Origin of the sequence: Sandaracinus amylolyticus, from assembly GCF_021631985.1 — a bacterium.
Taxonomy (GTDB): Bacteria; Myxococcota_A; Polyangia; order Polyangiales; family Sandaracinaceae; genus Sandaracinus; species Sandaracinus amylolyticus_A.
On sequence record NZ_CP070225.1, the window covers coordinates 4,916,682 to 4,928,794 of the forward strand.

Here is a 12,113-nt window from a genome sequence, read left to right on the forward strand (position 1 = left end):
ATTGCCCGCCGTGGTAGGGCTGCCGGTCCAGCGGTTTCGGGAGAGGGTCGCCGCGTAGGGCTTGGGGCATCGTCCCCGTGACTGAGATTGGCGCCCTCGACCGAGTTTCTTTGCTCGAACGGTATCCAGAGGCGTGGCTCGTCCACCGTCCTCGCATGGACAAGCAAGGGCACGAAGCTCGGCTCCGAGGCTCCCGGGGACGCGAACACGAGCTCGAGAGGCACATGAGATTCGTCGGGATCGACATCGGTTCGGAGAAGCACGTCGTCGCGATCGTGGACGAGGCGGGCAAGGCACTGCGGAAGCCGACGCCGTTCTCCGAAGACGCGTCGGGCTACGAACGACTGCGCTCGATGCTCGGTGAGCCCGCCGACGCGTTCATCGCGATGGAGGCGACGGGGCACTATTGGCAGAACCTCTTCGCGTTCCTGCATGCAGCAGGGTTTCAGGTCGCGCTGTTGAACCCGACGCGCACGTCGCGGTTTGCAGCCGAGGATCTGCGGCGCGCGAAGACCGACGCGCTCGACGCTCTGGGCATCGCACGCTTCGCGCAGCAGAAGAGACCTGCGGCGACCCCGATGCCCGATGAGGCCACGCTCGAGCTGCGTGAGCTGATCCGGCTTCGCGACCGCCTCGTGCAGGACCTCGGCGACCGCACGCGGCAACTGCACCGCGCGCTCGACCTCTGTTTTCCGGAGTTCACCGAGCACGTGCGCGACGTGGCTTCGGCCAAAGCGACCACGCTGCTCATCGCGAGTCCGACCGCCGAGGCCTTCCGTGCTGCCGACCCGAACGCGCTGGCGGAGCTGAAGTACGACGGCCGCCACGTCATCGGTGTCGAGCTCGCGCAAGCGCTCTGCGCGGCTGCGAAGACCTCCGTGGGCCGCCACCAGGGCACGGCGTACGAGCTTCAGATCCGCTACGCGTGCGAGGACATCGCGACGCTCCGAGCGCGGATCAAGAAGCTCGACGACGACATCGGCCAGAGCCTCGAGCGCCACGAGGTCGGCAAGCTGCTGACCACCATCGACGGCGTCGGCGACAACACCGCGGCGCGGATGATCGCCTCGATCGACTTCGACGCGTTCAAGAGCGCGGCCGCGCTCGCGGCGTACGTCGGCGTCGCCCCGATCGTGAGCCACTCAGGCAAGCGCCAGCCACTGCGAGGCCCCGCCTGCACGATGGGCGACGCCGACCTGCGCGCGAAGCTCTGGATGCCGACGCTGCGAGCGGTGACCCACAACCCGTGGCTCAAGGCGTTCTACGGGCGCCTGGTCGCGGCCGGAAAGCCGAAGAAGCTCGCGATCATCGCTGCGATGCGCAAGCTCCTCGGCGCGATGATCAGCGTCGCGCGCACCCGCACGCCCTTCGTGCCGAGGCTCGCGGCGGCCTGACGACCGCACTTCGAGCTTGCACGAGGTCACGGTATCTCAGTCGTAGCTCGTCGACTGACGGCCTCGTTTCGTCTCGGCGCGCCGCTTCTTCTCGCCGAGCCGTCGCTCCTTCGCGCCTCGGCTCGGCGCCGTCTTCTTGCGCTTCTTCGGCACGACCATCGCGGCGCGCACCAGCGCGGCGAGCTTCTCGCGCGCATCCTCGAGATTGCGCTTCTGGTCGCGCGTGATCTGACTGACGATCACGACGCGCCCGTCCGCGTCGAGCCGCGATGCGCCGGCCTTCGCGCGCACCCTCGCCTTCACCTCGGGCGCGAGCGCGATCGAGCCCTCGAGGTCGAAGCGCAGATCGACCTTCGAGCTCACCTTGTTCACGTTCTGCCCGCCGGGCCCCGACGCGCGCGCCGCGCTCCATGCGAGCTCGCGCGCCGGGATCACGACGCCGGGCGCCACGACCAGATCGTCCACCGCGCGACTTTGATCGAAACACGCGCGCCGAGCGAGCCGCTCTCACTCGGTCGCGATCGCGCTCACCGGACCGAACGCGCCGACGATCTCCAACGTGCGCGCGCCCAGCGCGATCGTGGGCGAGCGCGTCCCGAGCACCTGCTCGCCGACGACGCCGTACGTCGCGAGCCTCGGCGTGGTGCGGAACGAGGGGAGCGGGAGGCTCGGCCCGCCCTGGTTCATCGCGAACGTCGCGACGTAGTACGCCGCGTACGCCGCGTACGCGTACACCCCGGCGCGCGCGCTCGCGGAGAGCGGGACGTCGCTCGACACCGCGAGCTCGGCGAAGCGCACGCCGCGCCCGCCGTCCATCGTGCCCGCGAAGAGCGGATCGCCCGCCGCGCTCGCCTGCACGCCGAGCTCGACCGTCGCCGCGATGCGCACCCGCACGTCGCCCTCGGGCCACGGCCCGTTCGCCGCGTCGTTCGTCACCACGAGCTCGAGCCCGCCGAGCATCGCCGACACGTCGCTGCTCACCGACACGACCGGGGGCAGCGCCATCTCGAAGCGGACCATGTCGGGCGCGACCACCATCGCGGGCGACACGCTCATGTCGGGCGCGACGATCATGTCGGGCGCCACGACCATGTCGGGCGCCACCACCATGTCGGGCGCGACGACTCCTTCGAGCCCGCCGGCGCGCCACAGCTCGTGCGCGACGTGGTTGAGCACGCGCTCCGACACGACGTTGCCGACCGGCTCCGACGTGCGCGACGCGTCGACCGCGACGCTGGCGCGCACGACTCCGCTCGTCGCGCGCGTCGCGGCGGGCGCTTCGTATCGCGTCGTCAGCCCGAACACGAGCCCGTCGGCGCTGGGCGTGACGGTCGCGAACGACGCGTCGAACGTGAACGTGGTGGCCGCGCCCTCGATGCCTGCGAGCTCGAAGCTCGCGCCGAGCGTGCGCACGTCGATCGTGCGCAGCAGCTCCTCCATGATCCCGTTGAGCTCGACGGCGATGAACGCCTCGATGCTCTCGGCGATCCCCTCGCGCCCTCCCCCGATGCGCGCCGCGATCTCCGCCTCGACGAGCATCTCCTGCGCTGCAGGAGGCGGTGCGGGACCGCCCGGCGCGTCGACGTAGTCCGCGCGGATCGCGCCGACCGTCGCGACGGCCTCGCCGCGCGTGCGCGCGACGAGCACGCCGCCCTCGACCACGAGATCGACCTCGAGCGCGATGTCGACGTCGTCGAGGTACACCAGCAGCGCGCCCTCGAGCGGGCCGAGCACCGAGGTCCCCACGTAGGTGCCGTCGATCGTCACGAGGGGCACGTGACCGACGAAGTGCAGCCCTCCGGCATCGGGCGTCAGCTCCGAGGTCGTCGCGTCGGAGATCGTGAGCGCGCCGTACGTGTAGTCGCCCTCGACGAGGCACACGCCGCCCGTGCTCGCGTGACATCCGTCGGAGAGCACCTCCGACTCGCCGCCCGGACCGAACCGCGCATCGAGGCGCTGCTCGATCAGCCCGCGCGTCGCGCCGGGACCGACCAGCGCGGCGCGGAACACGTCGTCGAGGCTCGCGTACTCGCCGTACGCGTCGTCCCCGTCGTCCACACCGCTCGGCGTGACGCGCATCGTCACCGCGCCTTCGAGCGGCTCGCCGACGTCCTGCCACGACTCGGACACGAGCACGGTGCACACCGCGCGCGAGACCCCTCCGCCGGTGCCGGTCGCGACGATCTCGAGCGTGTTCATCCCGAAGCGCGCGGGCAGCGCGACCTCGATCACGCCGACCTCGGGCGTCACCGCGACGCCGTTCGCGGTGACGCTCGCGACCTCGCCCGCGACCGCCGCGATCCAGTCGATCGGCGCGCCCGGAGCCGCGGTGATCATCGAGCCGTGGAGCGGTCGCACGCAGCGCACGTCGGGCCCGTCGGGCACCGGCGTCGAGGCATCCGAGCCGGCGTCGTCCATCGCCGCGTCCTCGATCGCCGCATCGGCGCCCGCGTCATACCGGCTCGCGTCCACCGGTGGAACGCTCGGCGGGCGCTCCTCGCACGCGGCGACGAGCAGGAGCGCGAGGACGAGCCCTCGCGGGTCGACGACACGGCGCATCGGATCCTCCGCGCGCAGCAGTCTATCGGCAATCTTCGCGCGTCGTCATCACCGGCGGGACGTGCGCGCCCACTGCAACGTCCACGTGGGCGCTCCGATCCGCGAGGCCGCGATCTGCGCGATCGATCGCGTGCCGTCCGCGAGCAGGTCGGGCGCATACGCGATCTGCTCGCGCGCCAGCGCCATCGCAGCTTCGCGATCCGCAGGCGGGCGCGCGACGCGCAGCTCGATCACGTCGGCACCGAGCGCGACGACCTCCGCGCCGTAGCGCTCGCGCCATCGCGTGAGCATCGCGACGTGCACCGTGGGCTCGGGACAGCCCGCCCAATTGCCGAACGCGAGCCACGCCGGCACCTCCGCGGGATCCCGCGTCGGCACCAGGGCCACCGCGACCTCGGGCACCGGCAGATCGAGCGCGTCGCGCACCACCCGCGATCGCACCGGCACCGGCTCCGGGATCTCCTCGGGCCAGTCCCCCTCGCGGGGGCGCGACGTCGCGAGCCGCGTCGCGATCCACGCATCGAGATCGAACGTGCGTGCCCGCCGCACGATCGCGTCCGGCGCGTCCCCCGTCGAGCGCGTCGCCTCGTCGTGGGCGCGCACCGCCCACCCGTCGCCCAGCACCACGGGCCAGCGCCCGCTCTCCGCCACGCCCTCGCTCAGGCGCTCCCAGGCCCCGAGCGCATCGCGGCCCGCGAGCACGAGCCCGAGCACCCCGGTGTCGCCGCGCTCCACCACGCGCACCAGCGGCAGCCCGCCGAGCATCGCCTGCTCGAGCGCGCGTCGCTCGGTCGCGGCGGTCGCGTCGTCGGCCGCGATCGGCTCGCCGATCGGCGGCGCGGGCGGGCGGGCGATCACCGCTGCCACCTCCTCGTCCGGTCGGTCGCGTCGGGCCACCATCGCCCACACGCCCAGCCCTCCGAAGAGCGCCGCGACGGCGACACGCAGGAACACACGCTCCTTCACCACGCGCGCGAGGATAGCAACGACGCGGTCCCCGGCCCGCGACGGCGTGTCCCGAGGGACGCGCCGTACCCTGTGTGATCCGCGGATCACCCGAGAAACATGGGCTTCTCCAGCCTCCCCACGCTGGCACGTCGGGCGCAGTCCCACCCTTCGTGCGCACGCAGAACGCCCACGGATCCGAGAGAAAGTTGCGCCAAGGCAGCAGTGTACGAACACTCGAAGAGTGATGTCGGAAAGGGTCCGGTCGCGACGGCCGTTGCTCGCGCTGGGATGCCTCCTGGGGCTCGTCGCGTGCGGCGACGTCGAGGTCGTCAACGCGCCGGCCGAGGCGCCTCCCCGATCCGAAGGCCAGGGCGCTGCACCGGGCGAGGGCGAGTCGGGCGGGGGTGAGCCCGAGGTCGTCGACGCGCGTCCGCCGCCGATGCACCAGCCCATCCCACTGTGGGAGAACGGCCGACCCGGCGAGATGGTCGACGCGGCGACCGCGCGCGAGCACGGCTACGTCGTCGTCGACCTCGGCGAGGAGTGGACGCCCTACCTCTTCACGACGCGCGGCAACGCCGCGGAGCCCGAGACGCCGAACGCGTACCGCGCGACCTACCTCGCGCTCGCGCGCGGCGAATTCCCCAACGATCACCACGGCGAGCGCGCCCGCAGCGACAAGTACCTCGAGCTCTACGGCATCATGCCGACGCTCGGCCTGCTGCGTCAGCGCATGCGTCACACGAGCTCGCTCGAGTGCATGGCGTCGCTCGACCTCGAGCCGCTGCGCACGTTCGAGGGCTTCATCGCGTACGAGAACCGCGACTCGGGCCGCAACTTCGCGCGCACGGTCCGCGTCCTCGAGAACCAGGTCGGCGAGATCGTGCGCAACCAGCGCGTCGAGTCGCCGGACGCGATCGACGCGGCGCGCCTCTCCGATCGCGATGCGCGCCGCTACGCGGAGTGGCAGCGCACGATGCCGCGCTTCCGCGCGATCCGCGCGGCGCAGCAGCGCCTCGAGTGCGAGGGCTACTTCGAGGGCAAGGGCGAGTACGTGTCGGGCGGGCTCGACTGGCCGACGCACGAGGCGCTCGCCGAGTTCGAGCGACGCCATCGCATCTACGGCTGGGGCTTCCTCGGGCGCGAGACGCTCGACATGCTGCGCCGCTCGCCGCTCGAGGGCGATCAGGAAGCCGTCGTGCGCGTGCTCACCGAGCGCGCGATGCACGCGGCCGGCGTCATCGAGGACGGCTCGATCGGCGAGCGACAGTTCCGCGGCGAGGACGGCGCGCAGCACGAGGTGCCGAACCTCGAGGGGCAGATCCGCTCCAACGTGATCGAGGCGTTCGGCCTGCAGAGCGCGGAGTCGACGCTCGCGTTCCTCGAGCAGCTCGGGGAGCTCGCGCCGGAGGCGGAGCACCTCGTCGCGATCCGCGCGCCGCAGCTGCCCGAGTACTACGACGGCAACATGGACCTCTCGGTCGAGATCGACCGAGGCGACGTCTGGTACGAGTTCCCCTACGACGACGCGGGCCAGGAGCGCGCGCAGCCCGCCGAGCGCCGCCCGCGCCTGACGATCTTCACGACGTACCGCGGCCAGCGGATCCCGCTCTCGCGCATCGGCACCACGATCGGCGGCTGGCGCAGCGAGCAGATCGAGGGCCGCACCTGGTGGAAGTACAAGAACTCGCCGCCGGGCCCGGTGATCTGGCACCAGATCGTCGCCGCGCCGGTGTGGCTGCCGCCCGAGTCGACGCCGCACCGCGAGCTGCTCTCGCGCGTGCCGCGCGGCCGCGGCGCCGAGGCCTACCGCGTGAACTACCACGAGGTCGGGCCGAGCTACGCGTCGGCGTACGGGCTCGTCGCCGCCTATCACATCCGCTATCGCGAGGACGAAGGCGGCGCGCTGCGCTTCGGGCCCGACGAAGGGATCCGCACGCACGGCTCGGTCGACTACATGTCGATCATGCGGCGGCACTCGCACGGCTGTCACCGGCTGCACAACCACATGGCGGTGCGCCTCATGAGCTTCGTGCTCGCGCACCGGCCGCACGTGCGCGTGGGCCAGCAGGCGCTCGGCTTCCGCCGCGAGCTCGAGCACGAGGGGCACACCTATCAGATGGCGCTCGATCGCGGCGGCTACGTGTTCCAGCTCGCGCAGCCGATCCACGTCGAGGTGCTCGAGGGCCGCGTGCGCGGCGAGCGCGAGACGCCGATCGAGTTCCCGCTGCCGCGCTGGGACTCGACCTACGGCGCGTACATGCTGCCCGACGGCGGCGCGGTCGCGATCTCGCGCAGCGGCGGGATGCGCGCGGTGCCGGTGCCGGTGCCCGACGGCGGCGTGCCGATGATCGTCACGCCGGCGTTCGACGGCGGCGTGCGCCCGACGATGCCCGTCGTGCCGGTCCTGCCGAGCGCGCCGGTCACGCCGACCGCGATCGCACCTCGCTGACTTTCCCGGGGAGGCTGCGCGCCTCCCCTCTCGACCCCTCGAGGCTCGCCTCAGAGCTTCTTCACCCAGCGCGTGCGGGCGTGCTGGGTGAAGCCCTCGCGGCGATACAGGCTCGTCACGCGCGCCCGGGATGCCTCGACCTCGAGGTCGAGCGCCACGCATCCCTCGACGCGCGCGACGCCCATCGCGGCGTGGAGCAGCGCGGTGCCCACTCCGTCGTTGCGTCGCTCGGGCACGACGTAGAGCTCCTCGAGCCACGCGGCGTGACCGCCGTGCTCGAGCGCCCACACGAACGAGAGGTACGCGACGCCGATCGCCTTCTCGTCGTCGTGCACCAGCAAGAGGCGACCGCGCGAGGGCACGCCCAGCGCACCGTCGACCGCGACGCGCACGAGCTCCTCCGGCGTGTCGATGTGGTGCTCGCGCAGCTGGGCCACGAGCAGGCGCACCGCGTCGTCTCGCTCGTCGTGCGTGACCGGCTCGATGCGAAACGCCTCACGCGGGTGCGTGGTGCTCATCGCGGGATCTCCTTGCCTGCGCGCGCACAGATCGCCTCGAACACCTCGCGCGCGACGGCGATCCCGCGATCGTCGAAGTTCTTCGGGTGCGCCCAGAACTCGACGAGGTGGCCGCGCTGCTGGTGCCCGTAGGAGAGCGCCTTGATCATCATCTGGATCTTGTCGGCGGCTTTCACGATCCGCGCCTCGAGCGACTGGCCCTCCTCCATGACGCGCCAGTCCTCGCGCTGCGCGGGCGGGAGCAGCCGCTCGACCAGCGAGGCCTCGAGCTCGTGCAGGGCCGCATCGAGCGCGACGGTCTTGCTCGGCATCGGCACGTCTCCGGTGCGCGCCTCGGGCGCGTCGTGCACCAGCGCCATGCGCAGCGCGCGCTCGCCGTCGACGCTCACGCCCTCTTCGCGCAGCGCGTCGACCAGAAGCATCACGACGAGCGCGACCCCGTACGAGTGATCGGCGATCGACTCGCACGGGCGCACACCGCGCAGCAGCCATCCCGTCCGAGGAAGATCGGCCAGCGTGTCGAGGCCGAGCACCGTGTCCACGATCCGATCCGCACGCGCGCTCATCGGACGAGCATGTCCTTCAACGCTTGTCGCGCCAGCGCAGCTGACGGCGCGGCCAGTCGCGCTCCGCCGCGTGGTTCTTGTGCACGATCTTCAGGAACGAGCGCGCGCTCTCCACGGTCCACGGCTCGGGTGCCGGCGCGTCGCCGCGCGACGTCGTCCAGGGATCGAGCGTGATCGCGCCGCCCTCGAGCGCGATGGTCGCGCGGCTCGCGTGCGAGGTCGCCGGTGCGTGCAGCTCGACGCGGTAGACGACGTCGTGATCGCCGGCGCGCTCGAGCTCGAGCAGCACGCGGACGCCGTGCTGCGGGATCAGATCGCTGCTCATCTCGGCGCGCAGCCTACGACGCGCGCGCGCACGCGCTAGAGTCCGGCGCGTGGACGTCGCGACGCTCGAGGATCTGTTGGCGCGCGGGTGGATCGCCGCCCCGGGCACCTCGCTCCGCGACGAGGATCGCAAGAAGGCGCGCGAGCTCGTCGGCATCCTCGCCGAGGTCGCGCGCGCCGAGGCGCGCTGCCCGCGATCGAGGCAGCGCGTCACGCTCGTCGACGCCGCCGCGGGCAAGGGCTACGTCGGCGTGATCGCGTCGACGATCTCTCCGCGTCTGCACGTGCACGCGATCGAGCGCGACCCGCGCCGCATCGCGCTGATGAGCGAGGCCGCGTCGCGCCTCGGCGGTCGGGTCGAGCCGCTCGTCGGCGACGTCGGGGACGCGGCGATCTGGCCCGCCGAGGTCGACGTCGTCGTCGCGCTCCACGCGTGCGGCGACGCGAGCGATCGCACCATCGAGCGGGCGACCGAGGCGAACGCCCGATCGATCCTGATCGCGCCGTGCTGCGTCGCGACCAAGCTCCCGGCGGCCGAGCGCGCCAACGCGCGCGCCGAGGCTCTGGGCCTTCCGCGCGGCGAGGTGCGGCGCGGTTTCATCGAGTCGCTCGTCGCGTCGGAACGCATGCTCGAGCTCGAGGCGCGCGGGTGGCGCACCGAGATCGTCACGTTCGCCGCGCCGAGCGTCACGCCGTACCGACACCTCCTGCGCGCCGAGCGGCTGCGCGAGCCGGGACGCATGGCGCAAGCACGCGATACGCTCGCGCGCCTGCGCGCCGCCTGACGAGAGAGGACACGAACGATGAACTCGCGATTTCCTCGCCGGAGCTCGTCACCGCCGGCGCTGCCGACGATCCGCGCCGCGTTCCTCCACTCGAACCTCGAGGCGCTCGGCGCGCTCGGGCCCGCCGTCGCGGAGCGCGTGCGCGCGCGCATTCCATCCGAGGTGCTGCGCGACGCGGACGAGGCGGCGCGCACCGCGTGGCTTCCAGTCGAGCACGACGTCGTGCTCACCGAGGCGATCGAGCAGGAGCTCGGCCGCGCCGCGATGCGCGCGTGGGCGCGCGACGGTGTGCTCCGCGCCACCGAGGCGCCGCTGCTCGCGCCGATCGCGCGCTCGGCGCGAGCGATCTTCGGGATCACTCCGCACGCGTTCCTGCGCCGCGCGCCGCAGGCGTGGAGCGTGCTCTATCGCGACTGCGGGCAGATGGAGTACGCCGAGACGAGCTCGCGCAGCGCACGTGTCGGGCTCGTCGGCGCGCCCACCGCGATCACGCGCAGCGTCGCGTACGTCGAGGGGCTCGCCGCGGGCCTCGAGGCCGCGATGAAGCTCGGCGGCGCGGACGGCGCGGTCGAGATCGCGGTCGACGCCGCCGCGCGCACTGCCCGCTATTCGTGCGCGTGGTGAGCTGCGCTGCTTGGCCACGACGCTCGCCGAGGGCGAGCGCTGCGCCACCTTCGGTCCGACTCGCCTGTGCACGCCGCCGCTGGTCTGCCTCGACGGTGATCGCAGCGGAGAGCCGCGCTGCGGCAGCTTCGAGCTCGCGGGTCCGGGTGAGCGCTGCGAGCTGGACCTCGTCTACTTCCTCAACCCGGACCCGGTCTGCGACCCCGCGTACGATCTCGTGTGCACACCGCGCGGCTGCGAGCCCGAGGGACCACGCACGCTGGGCGCGCGCTGCCATCCCACGCGCGAGCCGTGTCGCGTGGGCCTCGTGTGCCCGGCGAGCGGCCCGAGCGCTGGCGTGTGCCAGCGCCCCGCGCCGATCGGCGCCGCGTGCACGATCGGAGACCAGTGCGAGAGCGGCGCGTGCATCGAGGCCCGATGCGTCGCGTGCGGAGGCTGAGCCGCTCGGCTCAGCCGCCCATCTTGAACGACTCGAGGTTCGAGTCGATCGTCGCGCGCACGTAGTCGAGCAGCGGGCGACGCACGCTCCGCTTCGTCTTCCCGTACGCCGGCTGCGGGAGCGCAGCGAGCGCCTCGGCCTCCGTGATCGCCGCCGCCTCGAGCGCCTCGGGCGCGACGAGCCGATCGAGCCAGCCCACGCGCAGCGCGTCGTCCGGGGTGTACATCGTCGCGCGCAGCACCGACTCCTCGAGCGCGCGCGGATCGAGCCGGTAACGCGCGAGCTCGTGCGCGAAGATCGGCACCGGCAGCGCGTTCGTGACCTCGTTGAGCCCGAGCTTGAAGTCGCCGGTGATCCCGATACGACGATCACCGCACGCAGCGAGCAGCAAGCCTCCCGCGATCGCGTGCCCGCTCACCGCCATCACCACGGGCAGGCGCAGCTCGAGCACGCGCATCATCAGGTTCGCGCCGTCGCGCACCAGCGCGCGGGCCGCCTCGGGGCCCGACATCATCACCTTCAGATCGAACCCGGCCGAGAAGCGCCCGGGCCGGCCCGCGATCACGACCGCCTTGATCGCGGCGTCCTTCTCCGCGGCGTCGAGCGCCGCGCTCATCGCTTCGATCCACGCGTTCGACATCGCGTTCGCGCGACCGTCGTCCATCTTGATCACGGCCACCGCGCCACGCGCCTCGTAGGTCACGATCTCGCTCATCTCGCCGCTCCTCGGAAAAGAGGTCGCGAGCGTAGCAGCGCGATGCGGCGGGAACCCGTACACACGAGTGTTGTCTCGATGGGCCGATGGCCTACCGCGATGCCCTCGACGCGCTGCGCGCGCGTCGCGACGAGCTGCGCGCCGAGCTGCAGCGCCTCGAGCTCCCCGATCTCGATCCGGAGGTGCGCGCGCGCATCGACGCCTGCGCGAGCGAGCTCGCGACGATCGCCGATCGCATCCGCGCCCTCGATCCCGGCGCGCGCGATCTGCTCTCGCGCATGCGCATCGCCGCGCCGTGCACGCTCACCTGGGATCAGCTCTCGGGCGGCGATCGCGTGCGGCACTGTCCGATCTGCGATCGCAACGTCTACGACGTGCGCGGCATGACGAGCGCGGAGGTCGACGCGCTCCTCGCGACGTTCGAGACGACGCCCTGCATGCGGATCTATCGGAGGCCCGACGGTGCGGTCACGACCGGCGACTGCCCGAGCGGCGTGGGACGGCGTCGGCGTCGCGCGGCGATCGCCGGCATCGTCGCCGCGAGCGTCGGTCTCGCGAGCGCGGTCGCGATGCGCCCTCCCGAGGAGCCACCGCCGATGGCGCGGCCCGTCGCGCCCGCGCGCCCCCGTCCGATGGCGCTGCCCGACTTCACGCGCGAGCCGTCCGTCGACGACACGATGCCGACCGTCATGGGAGGCCCGATGGCGATCCGGCTGACGGACACGTGAAGCGCCACGGGCCACGCAGCCCGTGCGACACCACCGGAACGTCGAGGATCCCTGCACGATC

General features: G+C 72.5%; 13 protein-coding genes. 6 read left to right on the forward strand and 7 right to left on the reverse strand.

Annotation, left to right across the window (positions count from 1 at the left end):
* Positions 1–77 precede the first annotated feature (77 nt).
* The gene (locus I5071_RS20730) at positions 78–1,394 is read left to right on the forward strand and encodes an IS110 family transposase (protein WP_236516683.1); all 1,317 of its coding nucleotides are present in this window, start codon (positions 78–80) and stop codon (positions 1,392–1,394) included.
* Between the two features lie 36 nt (positions 1,395–1,430).
* On the opposite strand, the gene arfB is transcribed toward I5071_RS20730, so the two are convergent.
* Genes arfB through I5071_RS20745 form a run of 3 tightly spaced genes read right to left on the reverse strand, consistent with a single transcriptional unit; the run spans position 1,431 to position 4,922 of the window.
* A complete protein-coding gene (gene arfB, locus I5071_RS20735; protein WP_236607230.1) occupies positions 1,431–1,859 on the reverse strand; it encodes an alternative ribosome rescue aminoacyl-tRNA hydrolase ArfB in 429 nt (142 codons plus the stop codon).
* 42 nt (positions 1,860–1,901) lie between these two features.
* The gene (locus tag I5071_RS20740; protein ID WP_236607231.1) at positions 1,902–3,953 is read right to left on the reverse strand and encodes a hypothetical protein; all 2,052 of its coding nucleotides are present in this window, start codon (positions 3,951–3,953) and stop codon (positions 1,902–1,904) included.
* 48 nt (positions 3,954–4,001) lie between these two features.
* The gene (locus I5071_RS20745) at positions 4,002–4,922 is read right to left on the reverse strand and encodes a DUF4253 domain-containing protein (protein ID WP_236607232.1); all 921 of its coding nucleotides are present in this window, start codon (positions 4,920–4,922) and stop codon (positions 4,002–4,004) included.
* 223 nt (positions 4,923–5,145) lie between these two features.
* Here I5071_RS20745 and I5071_RS20750 point away from each other — a divergent pair, with 223 nt between their 5' ends.
* The gene (locus tag I5071_RS20750) at positions 5,146–7,353 is read left to right on the forward strand and encodes a peptidoglycan-binding domain-containing protein (protein WP_236607233.1); all 2,208 of its coding nucleotides are present in this window, start codon (positions 5,146–5,148) and stop codon (positions 7,351–7,353) included.
* A gap of 50 nt (positions 7,354–7,403) precedes the next feature.
* Here the strand turns inward: I5071_RS20750 and I5071_RS20755 are convergent, their stop codons facing one another.
* From I5071_RS20755 to I5071_RS20765, 3 genes are read right to left on the reverse strand one after another with little or no spacing between them, the layout of a single operon-like run.
* Positions 7,404–7,871 carry a GNAT family N-acetyltransferase gene (locus I5071_RS20755; RefSeq protein ID WP_236607234.1) on the reverse strand — a complete coding sequence of 156 codons (468 nt, stop codon included), beginning with the start codon at positions 7,869–7,871 and terminating at the stop codon, positions 7,404–7,406.
* Entirely contained in the window at positions 7,868–8,437 is a 570-nt protein-coding gene (locus I5071_RS20760) for an HD domain-containing protein (RefSeq protein WP_236607235.1), read from the reverse strand. The genes I5071_RS20755 and I5071_RS20760 overlap by 4 nt, the downstream gene beginning before the upstream one ends.
* Before the next feature lie 16 nt (positions 8,438–8,453).
* The gene (locus tag I5071_RS20765) at positions 8,454–8,762 is read right to left on the reverse strand and encodes a hypothetical protein (RefSeq protein WP_236607236.1); all 309 of its coding nucleotides are present in this window, start codon (positions 8,760–8,762) and stop codon (positions 8,454–8,456) included.
* A gap of 49 nt (positions 8,763–8,811) precedes the next feature.
* Here I5071_RS20765 and I5071_RS20770 point away from each other — a divergent pair, with 49 nt between their 5' ends.
* The 3 genes from I5071_RS20770 to I5071_RS20780 are packed head-to-tail and all read left to right on the forward strand — an operon-like array spanning position 8,812 to position 10,609.
* Positions 8,812–9,546, forward strand: coding sequence for a methyltransferase (locus I5071_RS20770; protein ID WP_236607237.1), 735 nt, complete (start codon positions 8,812–8,814; stop codon positions 9,544–9,546).
* Positions 9,547–9,564: 18 nt separating this feature from the next.
* Positions 9,565–10,170 carry a hypothetical protein gene (locus I5071_RS20775; protein ID WP_236607238.1) on the forward strand — a complete coding sequence of 202 codons (606 nt, stop codon included), beginning with the start codon at positions 9,565–9,567 and terminating at the stop codon, positions 10,168–10,170.
* A 10-nt stretch (positions 10,171–10,180) separates the two neighbouring features.
* Positions 10,181–10,609 carry a hypothetical protein gene (locus I5071_RS20780; protein WP_236607239.1) on the forward strand — a complete coding sequence of 143 codons (429 nt, stop codon included), beginning with the start codon at positions 10,181–10,183 and terminating at the stop codon, positions 10,607–10,609.
* A 10-nt stretch (positions 10,610–10,619) separates the two neighbouring features.
* On the opposite strand, the gene I5071_RS20785 is transcribed toward I5071_RS20780, so the two are convergent.
* Positions 10,620–11,324: a crotonase/enoyl-CoA hydratase family protein gene (locus I5071_RS20785; RefSeq protein ID WP_236607240.1), complete on the reverse strand. Its 705-nt coding sequence runs from the start codon at positions 11,322–11,324 to the stop codon at positions 10,620–10,622.
* A gap of 86 nt (positions 11,325–11,410) precedes the next feature.
* Between I5071_RS20785 and I5071_RS20790 the strand changes: the two genes are divergently transcribed.
* Positions 11,411–12,052 (forward strand): hypothetical protein, encoded by a 642-nt coding sequence (locus tag I5071_RS20790; protein ID WP_236607241.1) that lies wholly within the window; start codon positions 11,411–11,413, stop codon positions 12,050–12,052.
* Positions 12,053–12,113 lie beyond the last annotated feature (61 nt).